This window comes from Ihubacter massiliensis (assembly GCF_024125305.1).
Taxonomy (GTDB): Bacteria; Bacillota; Clostridia; order Peptostreptococcales; family Anaerovoracaceae; genus Hominibacterium; species Hominibacterium faecale.
The window spans coordinates 1,549,456-1,566,963 of sequence record NZ_JAMXVH010000001.1; the positions used below are offsets into that span (position 1 = coordinate 1,549,456).

The 17,508-nt window shown below is 46.5% G+C and carries 17 protein-coding genes; 2 read left to right on the forward strand and 15 right to left on the reverse strand.

The features are described 5' to 3' along the window. Window positions 1-6: 6 nt before the first annotated feature. The 5 genes from NIA71_RS07090 to cls form a co-directional block, all read right to left on the reverse strand. On the reverse strand, window positions 7-249 hold the full coding sequence (locus NIA71_RS07090; RefSeq protein ID WP_148399179.1) for an RNA-binding S4 domain-containing protein: 243 nt from the start codon (window positions 247-249) through the stop codon (window positions 7-9). 53 nt (window positions 250-302) lie between these two features. Continuing rightward, window positions 303-581, reverse strand: coding sequence for an HU family DNA-binding protein (locus NIA71_RS07095; protein ID WP_148399178.1), 279 nt, complete (start codon window positions 579-581; stop codon window positions 303-305). A 196-nt stretch (window positions 582-777) separates the two neighbouring features. Continuing rightward, complete coding sequence (locus NIA71_RS07100) at window positions 778-2,415, reverse strand: putative polysaccharide biosynthesis protein (protein WP_253020040.1); 1,638 nt, start codon at window positions 2,413-2,415, stop codon at window positions 778-780. 16 nt (window positions 2,416-2,431) lie between these two features. After that, the gene (locus tag NIA71_RS07105) at window positions 2,432-3,718 is read right to left on the reverse strand and encodes an amidohydrolase (protein ID WP_253020041.1); all 1,287 of its coding nucleotides are present in this window, start codon (window positions 3,716-3,718) and stop codon (window positions 2,432-2,434) included. 80 nt (window positions 3,719-3,798) lie between these two features. Then, window positions 3,799-5,349 (reverse strand): cardiolipin synthase, encoded by a 1,551-nt coding sequence (cls, locus tag NIA71_RS07110; RefSeq protein ID WP_253020042.1) that lies wholly within the window; start codon window positions 5,347-5,349, stop codon window positions 3,799-3,801. 234 nt (window positions 5,350-5,583) lie between these two features. Here cls and NIA71_RS07115 point away from each other — a divergent pair, with 234 nt between their 5' ends. Further along, a complete protein-coding gene (locus NIA71_RS07115; RefSeq protein WP_148399174.1) occupies window positions 5,584-6,075 on the forward strand; it encodes a stage V sporulation T C-terminal domain-containing protein in 492 nt (163 codons plus the stop codon). A gap of 81 nt (window positions 6,076-6,156) precedes the next feature. On the opposite strand, the gene NIA71_RS07120 is transcribed toward NIA71_RS07115, so the two are convergent. Further along, the gene (locus NIA71_RS07120; RefSeq protein WP_253020043.1) at window positions 6,157-7,539 is read right to left on the reverse strand and encodes a radical SAM protein; all 1,383 of its coding nucleotides are present in this window, start codon (window positions 7,537-7,539) and stop codon (window positions 6,157-6,159) included. A 369-nt stretch (window positions 7,540-7,908) separates the two neighbouring features. On the opposite strand from NIA71_RS07120, the gene NIA71_RS07125 reads away from it, so the two are divergent. Further along, on the forward strand, window positions 7,909-8,712 hold the full coding sequence (locus NIA71_RS07125; protein ID WP_253020044.1) for a hypothetical protein: 804 nt from the start codon (window positions 7,909-7,911) through the stop codon (window positions 8,710-8,712). Window positions 8,713-8,794: 82 nt separating this feature from the next. Here the strand turns inward: NIA71_RS07125 and pduL are convergent, their stop codons facing one another. From pduL to NIA71_RS07170, 9 genes are all read right to left on the reverse strand, one after another. After that, the gene (gene pduL / locus NIA71_RS07130) at window positions 8,795-9,367 is read right to left on the reverse strand and encodes a PduL/EutD family phosphate acyltransferase (RefSeq protein WP_148399123.1); all 573 of its coding nucleotides are present in this window, start codon (window positions 9,365-9,367) and stop codon (window positions 8,795-8,797) included. 89 nt (window positions 9,368-9,456) lie between these two features. After that, window positions 9,457-9,984, reverse strand: a complete 528-nt coding sequence (gene hpt / locus NIA71_RS07135; protein WP_148399124.1) for a hypoxanthine phosphoribosyltransferase — start codon at window positions 9,982-9,984, stop codon at window positions 9,457-9,459. Window positions 9,985-9,988: 4 nt separating this feature from the next. Beyond that, on the reverse strand, window positions 9,989-10,333 hold the full coding sequence (locus NIA71_RS07140; RefSeq protein WP_148399125.1) for a YkvA family protein: 345 nt from the start codon (window positions 10,331-10,333) through the stop codon (window positions 9,989-9,991). Then, window positions 10,334-10,921, reverse strand: coding sequence for a ribosome biogenesis GTP-binding protein YihA/YsxC (gene yihA / locus NIA71_RS07145; protein ID WP_148399126.1), 588 nt, complete (start codon window positions 10,919-10,921; stop codon window positions 10,334-10,336). Then, on the reverse strand, window positions 10,918-13,299 hold the full coding sequence (gene lon / locus NIA71_RS07150; RefSeq protein ID WP_148399127.1) for an endopeptidase La: 2,382 nt from the start codon (window positions 13,297-13,299) through the stop codon (window positions 10,918-10,920). The genes yihA and lon overlap by 4 nt, the downstream gene beginning before the upstream one ends. Window positions 13,300-13,467: 168 nt before the next feature. Beyond that, window positions 13,468-14,742: an ATP-dependent Clp protease ATP-binding subunit ClpX gene (clpX, locus tag NIA71_RS07155; protein WP_148399128.1), complete on the reverse strand. Its 1,275-nt coding sequence runs from the start codon at window positions 14,740-14,742 to the stop codon at window positions 13,468-13,470. Window positions 14,743-14,758: 16 nt separating this feature from the next. Beyond that, entirely contained in the window at window positions 14,759-15,340 is a 582-nt protein-coding gene (gene clpP, locus NIA71_RS07160) for an ATP-dependent Clp endopeptidase proteolytic subunit ClpP (RefSeq protein WP_148399129.1), read from the reverse strand. A gap of 111 nt (window positions 15,341-15,451) precedes the next feature. Beyond that, on the reverse strand, window positions 15,452-16,735 hold the full coding sequence (tig, locus tag NIA71_RS07165; RefSeq protein ID WP_253020045.1) for a trigger factor: 1,284 nt from the start codon (window positions 16,733-16,735) through the stop codon (window positions 15,452-15,454). A gap of 155 nt (window positions 16,736-16,890) precedes the next feature. Beyond that, the gene (locus NIA71_RS07170; RefSeq protein WP_148399131.1) at window positions 16,891-17,505 is read right to left on the reverse strand and encodes a CYTH domain-containing protein; all 615 of its coding nucleotides are present in this window, start codon (window positions 17,503-17,505) and stop codon (window positions 16,891-16,893) included. Window positions 17,506-17,508: the final 3 nt, after the last annotated feature.

Here is a 17,508-nt window from a genome sequence, read left to right on the forward strand (position 1 = left end):
TCCATTTTATTCTATGATCTCGTACATGTCAGCAGCATCTTCTTTCCGGCTGGAGTCCAAGAGCTTAATTACCCGCGCCGTTACACTGCTGCTCCCGAACCGGATGTGTATCACATCTCCCTCTTTTACTTCCGTTCCCGGCTTTGCGACTTTATCGTTTACCAAGATCCGTTCCTGTTCACATGCTTCTTTTGCCACAGTCCGACGTTTGATTAATCTTGAGTTTTTAAGAAATTTATCGATTCTCATTTTCACCTCTTAAAAAAAACAGGGCAACTGGCGTTGCCCTTTATTTCTATCGCTTATTTGTTTACTGCATCCTTAAGCGCTTTGCCTGCCTTGAAAACAGGAGCCTTTGATGCGGCAATTTTAATGACTTCGCCTGGTTTTCTCGGGTTTCTGCCCTGTCTGGCTTTTCTCTGACGAGTTTCAAAAGTACCGAATCCGATCAACTGTACCTTTTCCCCTTTTACCAGAGCTTCCTCAACGCTGGAAACAAATGCATTCACTGCAACTTCCGCGTCTTTCTTTGTAAACCCTGTCTTTTCTGCTACTGCAGCTACCAATTCAGCCTTATTCATCAATAATTCCTCCTTAAAAAATAAATTAGTATTGATCAAGCGGTTTGTCCCACTCTGCTTGCTAAAAGCTTTTTTTAATAATCTCTAGTAAGTTCCTCCACTCTCTCTGATGCTTATTGTCCCATTTTTCAATGGTTTTGTCAACAGTTTTGCATCAGTTTGACTAAAAAAAGGGCATTCCTACGGGATTGCTTCATTACTTTATGAATTTATCTAAAATGCGGACGATTTTATCCCCCTTCGGCATCTTCGCAACTTCTTCTTTTGTCACTGTTTTCGTTGCAAATACCATAATTCCATATACTACCATTGCCAAAAGAATTGCTGCAACCGTTGCCAGCCTGCTCCCGGATAACACCGTAAACAGAATCTTGTAGCTGCCCCACGCGCAGATCGCCATTACCACGGATGAGATAAGCGGTTTTACTGCCGTAGACATCAGATCGAACTTGGTACCCGTATGTTTGCGCACAGCAATGATGTTCAGTACGGAGGCGATCAAATAGGCAGTCACCGTTCCCGCGGCGGCTCCCAATATATTGATAGACTTAATTCCTGTTAAAGTCCATGTTATGATAATTTTAACTACAACTCCGATGGCCAGGTTGCGGACCGGAATCATCTGCTTGCCCACACCTTGAAGTACGCCGGTGAGTGTCTGTACCGTAGAAAGAAAGACAACCCCTACTGACATTACCATCAGACAGGGAGCAGCGCTGATCGCACTGGCCTCCCGGGCCGGGTACAGGAGAACCAGAATCGGCTCAGCCAGGGCAAAGAGACCTAATGCACAGGGAAGCCCCAGGATAACCGCCATTCTCAGTCCAGTGGACACATTTTCCTGTAAGTAACGAATATCTTTTTGTTTATACGCCGCTGCCACAAGGGGCACCAGGCTCATGGCCACCGCCTGGGTCAGCACCTGAGGGAAGTTAATCAGCGATCCTGCAAAAGCGCTCAGCTGGCCGTACATCGCCCTTGCTTGGGTCGGATCCCAGCCCGCGTCCTGGAGCCGTTTAACCACAATTGTTACATCCACCAGGTTTACAATGGGCATGATCGCCGCGCCAATGGTGATGGGAACGGCAATAATCGCAATTTTTTTTAAAATCGAAGAGCTCGGTTCCACTCTACGCATTTTTCGCTGAGTTTTGATTCTTCTCTTTAATTTGCCCTTACTCATGGAATAGACGATCAGCATGACCAGAAGGCCTCCTACTGCTCCCGCGGCTGCCCCCAAAGTCGCACCCGCGGCTCCGGTCTCTTCCGGCTGGAACTTGCTTGCAGAACCCAGTGCTGCCGCACTGTGGAAAAAGAAGTAAGCCAAACTGAGACCTACCGCTACACGGAACACTTGCTCGATTACCTGGGAAATCGCAGTCGGTTTCATATCCTGCATGCCCTGAAAATAACCTCTGTAGGAAGCCATTACCGGTACAAAGAGCAGTGCCGGAGAAATGGCCCGCATAGCCAGTGCCGCACCAGGCACATTGACTTTTTCCGCAAAGAATTCAGCGCCGAAGAAAACGACCACAAAGGATACCGCACCAATGGCAAGCATTAGTATCCTGGAGATTTTAAAGACTCGGTGAGCCTCTCCGAACTGTCCGAAGCTGACCCGCTCAGAAACCATTCTCGAAATCGCCACCGGTATACCCGCTGTCGCCAGAATCAGAAAAAAATTGTATACATAATAGGCCGGGTTGTAGTTAGCCATGCCAACATCGCCGATCCAATTTCCCAGGGGGATCCTGAAAATTGCCCCCAATACTTTTACCATCAGCCCGGCTACCGCCAGGACTGCTGCTCCCTGTACAAAGGATTTCTTAGCCATAATTCCTCCTATACCCCTACAGAGCCTTCAAGATTTGTTTTGTAGCTCTGGTTGCTTCATAGATCGTTTTTTCCACATCAATTGTGAAATGTCTTCCATTTTCATAAAGGATTTTGCCGTCCGCCATCGTCATAAGCACATCACTTCCGGATGCGGAATAAACCACATTGTTGCATAGATCATGAACCGGATGCATATGGGGTCCGCTGATATCCAAAACGATTAGATCCGCCTTATACCCTTCCTTGAGCAGACCGCTGTCCGTTCTCCCCTGGGACAGTGCGCCCGCCCTGGTGGCAGCGTATAAGGCCTGCTTCGGCGTAACAGCCGTTGGATCGCCCAGCTTTTCTTTGGCCGCCGTAGCCAAGTATTTCATTTCTTCAATGAAGTTAAGGCTGTTATTGCTGGCAACGCTGTCCGTACCCAAAGAAACATTGATCCCCATATCCAAGAGCTTCGGCACATTACATACACCGCTGGCCAGTTTCATATTGCTCACCGGATTGGACGCTACCGTCACCGCCTTTTCTTTGAGAATATGGAAGTCGTCGCCTTCGACCCAAACGCAATGGGCTGCCGTTGTCGGCGTATCAAAGAGGCCCAGCTTATAAAAATAAGCTGCAGGTGTCATCTGGTGTCTCTGTTTACATTCCTCATGTTCGGACTTTGTTTCAGAAAGGTGTACATGCATGCCAGCGCCGATGGATTTGGCATAGTCCGCCATTTGCCGGACAATCTTCGGCGTCGAAGTGTATTCTGCGTGAATGCTCATATCCACTTTGACCCTGCCGTCGGCATCGTTATGATGGTTCTCATACAGCGCTTTCATTTCCTTCGCGCCAACAAGGTCAAAGAGATTGGAATCGTCAAAACAGGTGATCGACCTGGAAATATTGTTTTTTGCTCCACTTTCTATGACAGCCCTCACCATGTCTTCCGAAAAATAATACATATCCGTAGTGGATACGATTCCAAAGCGGATCGACTCTGCCATAGCGAGCAGCGTGGCCCAATAGACTGCATTTCCGTCCAGCTGGGCTTCGAAAGGAAAGATTTTTTTGTTGAGCCAATCTTGCAGCACCAGATTTTCTCCGTAACCGCGCATCAGCGTCATCGGCGAGTGGGCATGCGTATTGTAAAACCCGCTCATCAAAAGTTTTCCTTTTCCGTCGTAGACCCGGCCAAAAGCCTTTTGGGGAGCCTCCTTACTAATATAAGTAATCGTCTGTCCATCTATTCCAACATACATATTTTCAACAGCATGAAAATGTTCATCAATTATGGTTATGTTGCTAAACAGCATTTTTATCCTCTCCCTTGCCAATTTTTCAATAGCGGGAACTATTATATCACAAATGGGCATGAATACCAACCCTGCAATTCCTACATCAATGGCGCTACCAAGCGCAAAACCCGGCCTAAAAGCTTTTTAAATACATTGTACTGACGGCAGTCCTCCTTGGTAATCTTCTGGCACTTTTCCAAAGTCCTTTGAAAATCTTCTTCCGCCGAGGCCACGGCTGGATTTTTATAGATAAAAACCGCATCCTCAAAATGCAGGTAAAGGCTTCGGAAATCCAGGTTAATCGTCCCGACAACTGCCTTTTCATCATCACTTGTGAATACCTTTGCATGCACAAAACCTGGCGTATATTCATAGATTTCCACACCGGCATCGATCAGTTCACCATAATAAGTGCGTGCCAAAAGATAGGCATAGATTTTATCCGGCACATGGGGCATCATAATAATGACCTCCACGCCCCGCTTGACTGCATAGGTCAAAGCCGTAATCATTTCTTCATCCAGAATCAGATAGGGCGTCATAATATGAACATAGCGCTTGGCATTATAGAGAATATCCATGTAGACCCGTTCTCCTACATATTCGGTATCATACGGGCTGTCGCCATAGGGAATCACATAGCCTTCGGCCGGCAGATCCATTGCTGGTTCAAAGCCGCTGCGAATATATTTGGCAGTTGGCGTCGGTGTATTGATTTCAGCAATATCCCACATCTGAAGAAACATGAGGGTAAAGCTTTTCACTGCATCGCCTTTGACCATGACCGCCGTGTCTTTCCAGTGTCCAAATCGTTCAATTTCGTTGATGTATTCGTCGGCCAGATTGATCCCTCCGGTAAATGCAGTGTGCCCGTCGATAACGAGAACTTTTCGGTGATCCCGGTTGTTCTGATGGGTCGATAAAAACGGCATGATGGGAGCAAAAACCTTACATTTGATGCCCATCTTCCGCAGTTTGTCCGGGTATTTGGGCGGCAGCAGGGAGAGGGAACAGGTGCCGTCATACATGAAGCGGACTTCAACTCCTTCCTTTACCTTTTGCGCCAAAATCGCCAAAACCGTGTCCCACATGAAACCTTTATCTACGATAAAATACTCCATGAAGATAAATTCTTTTGCTTCTTTGAGCGCTTTGACCATTTCCCGGAATTTATCTTCACCTGAAGGGAAGTATTTTACCTGGGTATTTTCATAAGTCGGATAGTTACCGCTGTCATGGATGTATTTGGCCAGCCCCGCCGTTTCCGGGGATTCAGCCTGCAGGCGCTTCAGCAGCTGGGGGTCCTGCGCTAAATAGGGCCGCTGATGTTCAATCGTGCTCTCAATTCGGCGTGCAATAAATCTAGTTCCTGGCTGTACCCTGGTAAAAAGATAAAAAACCACGCCAAAAAATGGAGTAAACATAATTAGCATGATCCAGGTCAGCTTAAAGCTGGCATTTTGTCTGGCATTGAGTATATAGAGCAGAATAATCAAGGAAATAAAGCCTATTATATAGTTGAAAAGAAATACATATTTATCTAAAAGGGCAAATCCGCCTATGAGTACCGCTACCTGAAAGAGCAGCAACAACACCAGTAAAGTGGTTCTTCCAAACAGTAACTTCCATAAACCTTTAATTTTTCGCATATTCATCTCCAAGCTTTCGTTACGGCATCGGCCGTTTGAATCAGCCGGCGCAGTATCAAAATGGCCCTTTCTGCGACGATACTGCGCACATCCTATTAAGAATGTTACTATCTCCGTTAATAAATGTCAAAGATTTTAGGCTTATTTTTCTTTTGCAGGCAGTATATTTCATTTATTTTAGCAAAGACTATCTTTGAACACAAAAGATCAACAACGAAGAAAGGATTATAAGCTATGAAAGCAACAGGAATTGTAAGAAGAATCGACGACCTGGGAAGGGTGGTGATTCCCAAAGAAATAAGAAGGATCCTGCGCATACGCGAAGGTGATCCGCTGGAGATTTATACCAGCAGCAATGGGGAGGTGATCCTGAAAAAATACTCTCCCATCAACGAGCTTGGTCAGTTTGCCGGCGAATATGCCGAAACAGCGGCATCGATTCTGGACAGCACTGTCATTGTTTCCGATACGGATCAAATTGTTGCGGTATCCGGCGGAAGCAAAGCTGAATATATGGATAAGAAAGTGGACTATGAGCTCGACAAAATCATTCAAAGCAAGACCAGCTTCCATAATGAGGCCAAGATCGTGGTTCCAATTTTGGCCCACGGAGATGCCATCGGATCAATTACCATTCTGCCCAAGCAGAACCGCACCCTTACTGATGTGGAACTTAAGGCGGCTGAAATTGGAGCTTCTTTCCTCGCCAAGCAGATGGAACACTAAGGCGCCGCAGCCCATATAAAAACACCACCTCCGAAAGCAGACGGAAGCTGCTTGGGAATGTGGTGTTTTTTTACGGTTCTTTTATTTGTTAACCCTTGGTCCTGCGTATTGATGTTTTGGATTGTTCTCCCAAAGTTCGTCCGCGATCGGCTCCCATTTATCAGCAGCAGCAAAGCACTTGGCGCAGAGGTTATCAACATCCTCCGGGCTCTGCATATCCGTCGAATGAGCGCCGCTGGCTTTGACCATTTCCGCCAATTTTCCTTTGTTATCCAACAGCGGGCACGGCCTCAGCATATTATCATTGAAGGGCTGATTATCGTGATACTGCATGAAGAGCGGCTTCTGGTAAGCTTCCAGCAAGGTTGTATCTTTAATATTGCAGTCCGAGTAATGGATGAACGCACACGGTTCAATGTCGCCGTTGGCGTTGATATGCAGATAAGAACGCCCTCCTGCAATGCAGCCGCCGACGAATTCTCCGTCGTTCCAAAAGTCCATGGTAAAGATCGGCTTTGTGGTTCGGAACTTTCGGATCTGACGATACATGAACGCTCTCTGTTCCGGCTTTGCAAGAAGCGACGGTTCGGCATCCGTTCCAACCGGCATATATGTAAAGTACCAGGCAAATTTGACGCCTTTTTCAATCATCGCGTCGAAAAATTCCTCACTGCCAAGGACTTCCGCATTGGTGCTGGTGTAGCAGGTGGAAATTCCAAAGGGCAGCTTTCTTTCACGCAGGATATCCATCGCCTTCATAATGGCCTGATAAGTACCTTTTCCTCTTCTTTCGTCGGTCTCCTTTTCAAAGCCTTCAATGCTCATGGCCGGTATGAAATTCTTTACCCGCAGCATTTCATCGGCAAAGGCTTCATCGATCAGCGTTGCGTTGGTGAAGGATAAAAATGCGCAGTCATCGTGGGTTTCGCAGAGGCGCATGACGTCGTCTTTTCTCACCAGCGGCTCACCGCCTGTGAAGATATACATATAGGTACCCATTTCTTTGCCCTGGGTTACAATGCTGTCCAGCTCTTCAAAGGTGAGGCTCATCTGATGGCCGTAATCCGCCGCCCAGCAGCCTATGCAGTGCAGGTTGCAGGCAGAGGTGGGATCCAGCAGGATCGCCCACGGTACGTTGCAGTTGTACTTTTCTTTTACTTTCAGTTGTTTTTTCGGCCCCAGCATACCGGCATTAATGATAAAATTTTCGAAGAGTTTTCTTCGAATTCCGTCATCGCAGTCTGTCCAGAGACTCTTGATCAATTTATACCAGTTATTGTCCTTGTCATTGATGTACTTTTTGATGACTCTTACTTGAGGTGTCAGGCTGTCGCCGCCGATATCGTGTTTCAGCAGCCAGTCAACAATCTTTGGTATGTTTTGATCCGGATCCTTATCCACATAGGATATGACCGTTTTCAGGCCCGCAGCCTGAAGTTTTTCCTTCAGTGTTAAGTCAGCCATTGTTACACATCCCCCCAACATTTGTATGATTAGTATAATTATAGCACCCTATTAAGGTGAAATGCAAGGGGGGCGGGCTGAGAGGGCGGGTGGATGCAGAAAAACGAAAATTGTAGGTTTTTGTATTTATTTCATGGGCTCGCAGTACTTATTTGTTTGTAAAACATAAAAAATTTCATTTTTGGGGTTTCAAAATGGGAAAATTGGTAAAGTCAAACCCTGCAGCCTGCATTTTTGATACAAAAAATCAAAAATGCAGTAGATTTGTATTAAAAGCTAATTAAATGTAATTTTGTTTAAAATTATTGCAAAATTTTCCATTAAATGCTATAATGTAAAAAATTTACTTTTCATGTGTTAGGAGGTTTTATGTATAGGCAGCTCAAACTTATGGAGGCATTAAAAAATGAATATCAAAGGCAAAAGGAGCTTGTTGAGAAGCTGGAGCAGCGGCAGCAAGAACTGCCCCATGGCAGCCTGTCTTGTAAAAAGGGATGTTATTATCGCGTGATATCCGAAAAGGGGAGGACTGTTCAGATTCCCATCCCGCCAGCCTGGAAAGGCGCAGACAATTTAAAGCAGGAACTTGCAGAATTTCAATATATAAAGAAAGCGCTGCCATTATTGAAAAACAATGTGTGCTGCTGTGAGAAGCTATTAAAAAAGTTCAAGCCCTATGATTTTTGGGATGTCCGGAAGCGAATGGCGTCCGCCTATGCCGGTTTTAATTCGGATTTCCTTTTGCTTGACGGAGATTTAAACCCTGAAACCTGGAAAGATGCGGATTACCCTTCAAACCCTTTCCATAGGGAGGACATCATCCATGAATCGGAAAACGGCCTGCAGACCCGCTCAAAAGCCGAGGCCATGATCGCAACCAAGCTGGAACAGAACAAGCTCATATTTCGTTATGAGCCGGAGTTGATCTTAGGGAGTCATGTTATCTATCCTGACTTTTGCATTCCACGGTCCCATGACCGCAAGTTGGTCTATTGGGAGCATTTCGGCAAAATGGACGATCCTGCATATGCCGGAAAAGCCCTGAGCAAACTGGACATGTACAGCAAATACGGTTATTTTCTGGGAGACAATCTGATCATGACCTGGGAAACCAAAGCTCAGCCCCTCACCTTCAAGCAAATCAACGACCAAATTTCCATGTTTCTCTCATGACCACAGAGTGTGGCAGCCGCCCTGCTGCAAACAAAAAAACAGACGCACTTTGTAAAAAGCCGCCTGTTTTCATAATCAGAAACTATTTAATGACTTCTGCCATTGTATTTGGTCCGCATCCAGCTGCGTTTCCTTCATCCGTGTCCAAATGAATTTCTTTTTCATGTTTCACACCTGCACGAACCAGCACGTTATTGAAAACCAAACCTCTTTCGCCTTCGATCTTGATGCTGACAACATCTTTGTCCTTCAGACCGGCTTCTTCCGCCTGCTGAGGATTCAGGTGAAGATGGCGCAGGGCGATCATTACGCCGTGATCCAGTTCAACCTCTCCGCAGGGTCCGATCAGCTTGCAGCCCGGCGTGCCTTCCAGCTTGCCTGACTCTCTTACCGGGGCCTTGATCCCAATCGCTCTGGCATCTGTAGCAGCCAGTTCAATCTGTGTTTCCGGTCTGGCCGGTCCCAATACGCGGATGCCTTTCAGCGTAGCTTTCGGTCCTACGATGTCAACCTTTTCCTCGCAAGCAAACTGTCCCGGCTGTACCAAATCTTTCGTCGGAGTGAGCTTGTGGCCCTTGCCGAACAGGATCTCAATATCCTCTTCTTTCAGATGAAGGTGCTTGTTTGATAAACCAATTTGAACTTTGTAACCCATTTTTATGTATCTCCTTTTTCTATTTATTGAAGCTGCCCAAAGTAAAGAATACCCAACGTGCAAAGCCAGCATTCTTACAGAGAGCAGACTCAATCTTCTAAAAAGCTTATATATGGCAGATTGCGGTATCTCTGATCAAAATCCAGACCGTAGCCTACTATGAACCGATCGTCCACCTCAAAACCTATGTAATCCACATCAATTTCCACCCGCCTGCCTGCCGGTTTGTTCAGCAGCGTACAAATGCGGACGCTCTTCGTGTTGCGGTTCTGCAGATAATGCTTCAGATAATTGAGGGTCGTGCCTGAATCCACAATGTCTTCGACGATGATTACGTTCTTGCCTTCGATATCCGAATCCAAATCCTTGATGATCTTAACCACGCCCGATGATTTGGTAGAAGCGCCATAGCTGCTGACTGCCATGAAATCGATGATCATGTCCAGGTCCACATTTTTCATAATATCGCCCATCCAGAGGACTGCCCCTCTCAGAATTCCAACCAGCACCACTTCCTCACCTTTATAATCTTCCGTGATCTGAGCTCCGATCTGGCGCGCTCTTTCATCGATCTGCTCCTGGGTGATCATGATTTCACCAACCACATCTCTTGCCATATTGTTACTCCTTTTTGTCTTTGTCTTTATCTTTGTCCCTAACTTCATATTCTACATCATCTATTACCGTTTTTCCACGATATTTTTTTGAAAGGTCCACTTCCTTACCGCCCATCCAATACTTATCCAGTTCTTCTCTGAGATGCCACAAAATCCATAGCCACAAAATCAGGTCATCGACCCAGGCGATGGGAAACAGAATCGGCGGGATCAGATCAATGGGCAGGAACAAATAGATGATGCCCGCTATGATCAGCGCCTTTTTCCGCTTAGGCACAGACTTATCCTTCATCATAAATCGAATTGCCTTTATTCTTTTGATGATTACTCTAAAACCAAAAAACTGCATTTAATCCTCCAAAAGAATTTCCATTTCAGAAAGCAGCTCCTCATGTCCGGTCTTATTCAGTGAAGAAACAGGGATTACCTTGTCGTCAGCAGACAGCTTCAGCGTCGTACGTATCTGACGGATGCACTTCTGCAGCTCGTTTCTCGAAACCTTATCTGCCTTAGTCGCTGCCACCAGACCGTCGAGACCGTAATGGCGCAAAAAATCATACATCTGCACATCCTGTTTGGACGGCGCATGGCGGATGTCTACCAGCTGCACCACCTTAATCAAGCCCTGACGGTTCTGAAAATAAGTTTCCATCATGCTGCCCCAGCTCTCTGACACGGATTTAGATACTTTTGCGTATCCGTAACCAGGCAAATCAACGATACGAAAAGTATCGTTGATGCGGTAAAAATTGATGGTCCTGGTCTTGCCGGGATTGCCGCTGACCTTAGCCAGCTTTTTGCGGCCAGTCAGCAGATTGAGCAGGGAGGACTTGCCCACGTTGGACCGGCCTGCAAAAGCGATCTCTTTCAGGTTGTCCTCCGGATACTGATCTTTTCTGGCGGTTACTGCTTCTAATTCTGCTTTCTTTATGATCATTTTTCATCCTTTACTAAGGCGTGCTCCAGGGCTTCATCCACAGTATGGATTAGGACGAACTCCAATTGTCTGCGGACGTTCTTTGGAATATCCTCAATATCCCGTTCATTTTCTGCGGGCAGAAGAACTTTTTTAATGCCCGCTCTGTGAGCAGCCAAAACTTTTTCACGGATTCCACCCACTGGCAGAACTTTTCCCCGAAGGGTGATTTCGCCGGTCATGGCCACATCTTTTCTCACCGGCGTGCCGGTCAGCGTGGAGATGATCGCCGTACACATGGTCACACCTGCAGACGGGCCATCCTTTGGAACAGCTCCTTCCGGAATATGAATATGAAGATCCTGTTCCTTATAGAAATCGTGGTTGATCTCCAGCTTGTCAGCGATTGAACGGATATAGCTGATTCCAGCTTTAGCGCTCTCCTGCATCACTTCGCCCAGCTGGCCGGTCAGCACCAGCTTGCCGCTGCCGGGCACTACCGTGGTTTCGATAAAAAGCGTATCTCCTCCAACCACAGTCCAAGCCAGGCCGGTGGTTACCCCCACTTCGGCTTCTCCGGTAATAATATCATAGTGGAAACGCCGCTTGCCCAGGTAGCCTTCCAGATTCTTCTCAGTTATGCGGAAATTTGTCTTCTTTCCGCCAACGATCTTTCTGGCTACTTTCCGGCAAATATTGGCGATCTCCCGTTCCAAATTACGCACACCGGATTCTCTCGTATAATAGTTGATCAGATCTCGCAGAGCCTTTTCTGAGAAATTAATATTCTCTTCCTTTAAGCCGTGTTCCTTGACTTTTTTCGGAATCAGGTAATCCTGCGCGATCTTAACCTTTTCTTCCTCTGTATAGCCGGCCACGTTGATCACTTCCATTCTGTCCAAAAGGGGTCTTGGAATGGTATCGATGGTGTTGGCCGTTGTAATGAACATCACCTTGGAAAGATCAAATGGCACTTCCAGGTAATGGTCCGTAAATTCTTTGTTCTGTTCCGGGTCCAGGACTTCCAGCAGCGCGGAAGCTGGGTCGCCTTTGAAATCAGCGCCGATCTTATCCACTTCGTCGAAAAGGAACACCGGATTCTTGCTGCCGGCTTCCTTGATGGAGGTGATGATGCGGCCTGGAATGGCTCCGATATAGGTTCTTCTGTGTCCGCGAATCTCCGCTTCGTCCCGGACGCCGCCCAGGGACATTCTGACAAAATCCCGGTTGATGGCTCTGGCAACCGACTTGGCAATGGACGTTTTTCCGACTCCCGGAGGTCCTACAAGGCACAGAATCGGCCCCTTCAAGCTCTTAGAGAGCTGAATCACTGCCAGGTATTCCAATACCCGTTCCTTGACCTTTTCCAGTCCATGATGATCCTCATTGAGAATCTTTTCCGCCTTGGAAAGATCGATGTTTCCTTTCTTTTCCTTATGCCACGGAAGGCCTAGGATCGTCTCGATATAGGTTCTGCTTACCGACGCCTCGGCGCTGGCCGGCTGCATCTTGCCGAAACGCTTGATTTCTTTCTCTATTTTTTCGTTTATTTTCTTGTCCAGTTTGAGCTTTTTCAGCTGTTCCAACCAGTCTTCCACTTCGTCTTCCAGATCTTCGCTGATTCCCAGTTCATCCTGAATCGCCCGCATCTGCTCCCGCAGATAGTATTCCCGCTGGTTTTTGTTCATTTGAGATTTTACTTTGGTAGTGATGTCCTGCTCAATATTGAGAATTTCAATTTCTCTGGCCAAAAGTTCGTTGAGCTTTTCCAGCCTTTCATCCACATCGATGGTTTCCAGCAAAATCTGCTTGTCTTCAATCTTGATATCCAGATGGGAGCCGATCATATCCGCGAAGCGGCCCGGCTCTTCAATGCCCGCTACTGTAGGAAAGATTTCCGGAGCCAGCTTCTGGTTTACCGCCAGATATTCGTCAAACCCATTGAGTACGGCGCGCATTAAGGCTTCGGTCTTTGGCGACACTTCCTCCGGTTCCGGATCTTCGATCTTGGTTACCACGCATTGGAAATAGGGTACTTCAAAGATGATTTCATCAATCTGTCCTCTGCAGACTCCTTCCACCAGTACCCGGATAGAATCACCGGGCAGTTTGAGCATCTGCTTGATCTTGCCGATGGTACCCACATGGTAGAAATCTTCCGGTGTGGGCAGGTCGGTATTTTCGTCCTTCTGTGCCGCCAGGAAAATGTACTGGTTCATCACCATGGCTTTTTCCAGTGCGTTGATGGATTTTTCTCTTCCAATATCAAAATGGAGCACCATGTTTGGAAACACAGAAAGGCCCCGCAGAGGGATCATTGGCAGCGTCAGCACATTTTCGTCTTCAAAGTCAAGCGCTTCTTTGCTGACTTCTTCTTTTATATTCATTTCTTCTGTCATAATCTGTCCTCCTGATTGTAATAATATAAAAAAGTTTCCTTACAAAACGTTATCTGCGCTTCGCGCTCACTTTCACAAGGTGAACTTTTTTGAATTATAGGAAATGCCATGCATTGGAGATTTCCTATATGATAAGCAGGGCGACTTATCAGCAAGCCGCCCCTTTTTTTATGCAGTCTCATCGTGCGCTTTTGCTTTGCTCTGATCGATCAAGAGCAGTTTTGGCTCGATTTCTTTGTCTATTGTTTCTTTGGTAATAATGCATTTTTCCACGTCCTTTCTGGAAGGAATTTCATACATAATGTCCGTCATGACATTTTCCAGTATTCCTCTCAGGCCGCGGGCGCCGGTTTTACGCTCAATGGCTTTTTCGGCAATGCGTTCGATGGCTTCGTCTTCGATCTCCAGCTCCACATCGTCCATGGCGAACAGTTTTTTATACTGCTTGAGCAGAGCGTTTTTCGGCTCGGTGATAATCTGTACCAAAGCTTCTTTTGACAGCTCTTCCAGGGTCACAATTACCGGCAGACGGCCGATAAATTCCGGAATCAATCCGTATTTCAACAGGTCCTCCGGCTGGATGTGTCTCAGAATCTCCGACTCTTCGATCAAGCTTTCTTTAATCTTTGAATTGAACCCAATGGTCTTTTCACCCATTCTGCGCTGAATGACTTTATCCAGTCCGTCGAAAGCGCCGCCGCAGATGAACAGCACGTTGGTTGTATCGAACTGAAGGAATTCCTGATGGGGATGTTTCCTCCCGCCCTGGGGAGGCACGCTGGCGATAGTTCCCTCTAAGATCTTCAGGAGCGCCTGCTGCACCCCTTCTCCGCTCACATCTCTGGTGATGGAAGGGTTATCGGATTTTCTGGCAATCTTGTCGATTTCATCCACATAGATGATGCCTTTCTGTGCTTTTTCGATATCATAATCTGCAGCCTGAATCAGTTTCAGCAGAATGTTCTCCACATCTTCCCCTACATAGCCGGCCTCTGTCAACGCTGTGGCATCGGCAATGGCAAAGGGTACATTGAGAATTTTTGCCAGGGTCTGTGCCAGCAGTGTCTTGCCTGAGCCGGTAGGCCCGATCATGACGATATTACTCTTTTGCAGTTCCACATCATCCCCTGAACTTAATACATTGTTGATTCTCTTATAGTGATTGTAGACGGCTACGGCCAAAGCTTTTTTTGCTCCGTCCTGACCGATGACATAATCTCCCAGAATCTGTGAAATTTCCATCGGCTTGGGCAGCCGGTAGCTGTCTCCTGTTACTGCATGCTTTTCGCTTGCACGCTCTTCGTCTGCGATAATGTCCTGGCAAAGGCCCACACATTCATTGCAGATATATACTCCTGAACCGCTGATGAGGCGTTTGACCTGACTCTGCGGTTTTCCGCAGAAGGAGCATTTCAATTCTCTGTTTTCATCATATTTCGTCATGAATCATTTCCCCCTGTTATCTGGACTTGCTTATATGATCGACAAGCCCGTAATTAAGAGCTTCGTCCGCGCTCATAAAGTTATCCCTATCCGTATCTTTCTCAATACGGGAAAGATCCTGCCCCGTATTCTCACTGAGGATCCGATTGAGCTTTTCTCTGGTCTTCAGGATCCATTCAGCGTGTATCTTAATATCCTCCGCCTGGCCTTTAACTCCGCCCAGCGGCTGGTGGATCATTATTTCCGCATTTGGAAGTGCGTATCGTTTTCCTTTCTGGCCCGCTGAAAGCAGGAACGCTCCCATGCTTGCCGCCAGTCCGATACAAATTGTAGAAACATCTGGTTTAATATACTGCATCGTATCGTAGATCGCCATGCCTGCCGTCACAGAACCGCCGGGGCTGTTGATATAGATACAGATGTCTTTATCCGGATCTTCCGCCTCGAGGAATAAAAGCTGCGCCACGACTAAGCTGGCTAAGTGTTCATCAATTTCTTCACCTATGAAAATGATTCTGTCCTTTAACAGTCTGGAATAAATATCATAGGATCTCTCTCCTCTGCTCGTTTGTTCAATTACATAAGGAACTAATGCCATTGCGTAAAATCCTCGCTTTCTTCTTTTCATAATGAGAATGAAAAGTCTGTAATTCAGACTTTCCACTTCCCATTATCATTATTCACTGTTTTTTTATGCTTCAAACATATTTTATTTAATTACAGCCTGTTCGAACATAAAATCTACAGCTTTTCTGATTCGAATATCCTTTTCGATGAATCCCAGGTTCTGCACGCCGAGCATTTCTCTGATCTTATCTGCGTCCAGTTTGTACTGGATTGCCATCAATTCGATCTCTTTATCCAGATCCTCTTCTGATGCCTGAATATCTTCCGCATCCGCAACAGCGCTTACCAGCATTCTGGTCTTAACCTTTTTGTATGCGTCATCCTTAAGCTCGCCTCTGAAATCCTGAGGGTCTTTGCCCAGATATTCGAAATACTGCTCAAGGCCCATTCCCTGTCCGCGCAGCTGCTGGTCGAATTCGTGCATCATGTTGGTGATTTCGTCTTCTACCATTACCTGCGGGATATCGATTTCGTTAGCTTCGTAAACCTTTTCCAGCACCGAGTTCTTCATCTGGCTTTCTGCGCGTGATGCAGCAGCCTTCTTTAAGTTTTCCTCAGTTTCCTGCTTTAATTCATCCAATGTATCGCATTCGCTGACATCTTTCGCAAAATCATCGTTGAGCTCAGGAAGTTCTTCTTCCTTGATTTCATGTACTTTGCACTTGAACACAGCCTCTTTGCCCGCCAGATCCTGAGAATGATATTCTTCCGGAAACGTTACCTGGACATCTTTTTCATCGCCCGGCAAAGCGCCGATCAGCTGCTCTTCAAATCCGGGGATAAAGGTGTTGGAGCCCAGCTTCAGCGGCTGGCGTTCAGCTGTGCCGCCTTCGAACTGAGTATCGCCTACCCATCCTTCGTAATCGATCAGAACCGTGTCTCCCTCTTTGGCCGGCCGTTCCACCAGCACCATGCGGGAGTTTCTCTTCTGCAGGTTTTCCAGCTCTTTTTCCACGTCTTCTGCTGTTACTTCGTCGCTGATTCTTTCGATTTCAACGCCTTTGTAATCCTTCACTTCCACTTCCGGGTATACGGGAACCGTAAGGGTTACGGTAAAGCCTTTGCCTTTTTCCAATCCGCCGAACTCTGCGTTGGGGTGGTCGATGACATCCAGTTCCAGCTCGTCGAGCGCCTTTGGATAGTTTTCCGAGAACAGATCGTTTACCGCATCCTCGAAGAAGATGCCTTCTCCATAATGCATTTCAATGATGCTCCGCGGGGCTTTGCCCTTTCTGAACCCATCGATGGTAAACTTATGCTTGGAAGCCTTGTAAGCTTTGATCTGCGCCTGTTCGAATTCTTCTGGTGTAAATTCTATCGAGAATTTCACATCATTTTTTTCTTTTGAGATAAATGTTGCCTTCATTAATTTATATCCTCCTAAATAATCAACACATAGTGCATATTATTATACCTCTTTTCCCCTGAAAAGTAAAGGAAAATCAAAAAAGGAGCCGCTTATCGGCCAAAAACTAGCCCAAACCGTCCCTTTTTTCGCTCTTTTATCGTAAAAACAGCTTCTTATCGCTGTCCCAGAAGGACTAACCCCCTGTAAAATTTACTTCGTTTTTCTGATACGACGCCATACTTTTCCTTCAACAGTTGTCCGATTTCAAGAAGCGGTTCCTGTTCACCGGAAAACAGTTCCACCTCGACCTCGCATATAGGAGCCGATCCCATTTCAGTAGCGATCTTGCCGCCGTCGATTGAAACCTCCATGATCGTATCTTTTGTATCCAGCCGGAATCTGCGCCGTTCAATCTGCATTTCCATGATCGGACGCAGCGGCTTGCCGCTGATAATCTGAATCAGATCCTTACCAATATCGCTTTCTTCAAACGTAACCGGATTGGGGTGGTTATTGGTCACCGGGATATTGATCTCCTCCCTTGTGTGGAGCGCGCCTTCGTTTTTTCCGCCCCATTTGAGCGAAGCAACCAGCCGGTCTCCGTCACTGCGAACACGATAAGCCATATCGTTTTTGCATAGATCAAAGTCGTCCGTATCAAAATAGGTCGCTTTCATAAACACGGTTTCCCTGGTCTGGGGTTCTTCTATCGCCTTTAATTCTTCGTCATCCCAGATCTGCTGCGCGATCTCTTTGCTGTTGATTGCATACTTTAACTCAATTTCCATAAA

Coding starts and splice junctions, on each gene's coding strand:
- NIA71_RS07090 (WP_148399179.1), bottom strand. CDS start 249: ATGAGAATCGATAAATTTCTTAAAAACTCAAGATTAATCAAACGTCGG.
- NIA71_RS07095 (WP_148399178.1), bottom strand. CDS start 581: ATGAATAAGGCTGAATTGGTAGCTGCAGTAGCAGAAAAGACAGGGTTT.
- NIA71_RS07100 (WP_253020040.1), bottom strand. CDS start 2,415: ATGGCTAAGAAATCCTTTGTACAGGGAGCAGCAGTCCTGGCGGTAGCC.
- NIA71_RS07105 (WP_253020041.1), bottom strand. CDS start 3,718: ATGCTGTTTAGCAACATAACCATAATTGATGAACATTTTCATGCTGTT.
- cls (WP_253020042.1), bottom strand. CDS start 5,349: ATGCGAAAAATTAAAGGTTTATGGAAGTTACTGTTTGGAAGAACCACT.
- NIA71_RS07115 (WP_148399174.1), top strand. CDS start 5,584: ATGAAAGCAACAGGAATTGTAAGAAGAATCGACGACCTGGGAAGGGTG.
- NIA71_RS07120 (WP_253020043.1), bottom strand. CDS start 7,539: ATGGCTGACTTAACACTGAAGGAAAAACTTCAGGCTGCGGGCCTGAAA.
- NIA71_RS07125 (WP_253020044.1), top strand. CDS start 7,909: ATGTATAGGCAGCTCAAACTTATGGAGGCATTAAAAAATGAATATCAA.
- pduL (WP_148399123.1), bottom strand. CDS start 9,367: ATGGGTTACAAAGTTCAAATTGGTTTATCAAACAAGCACCTTCATCTG.
- hpt (WP_148399124.1), bottom strand. CDS start 9,984: ATGGCAAGAGATGTGGTTGGTGAAATCATGATCACCCAGGAGCAGATC.
- NIA71_RS07140 (WP_148399125.1), bottom strand. CDS start 10,333: ATGCAGTTTTTTGGTTTTAGAGTAATCATCAAAAGAATAAAGGCAATT.
- yihA (WP_148399126.1), bottom strand. CDS start 10,921: ATGATCATAAAGAAAGCAGAATTAGAAGCAGTAACCGCCAGAAAAGAT.
- lon (WP_148399127.1), bottom strand. CDS start 13,299: ATGACAGAAGAAATGAATATAAAAGAAGAAGTCAGCAAAGAAGCGCTT.
- clpX (WP_148399128.1), bottom strand. CDS start 14,742: ATGACGAAATATGATGAAAACAGAGAATTGAAATGCTCCTTCTGCGGA.
- clpP (WP_148399129.1), bottom strand. CDS start 15,340: ATGGCATTAGTTCCTTATGTAATTGAACAAACGAGCAGAGGAGAGAGA.
- tig (WP_253020045.1), bottom strand. CDS start 16,735: ATGAAGGCAACATTTATCTCAAAAGAAAAAAATGATGTGAAATTCTCG.
- NIA71_RS07170 (WP_148399131.1), bottom strand. CDS start 17,505: ATGGAAATTGAGTTAAAGTATGCAATCAACAGCAAAGAGATCGCGCAG.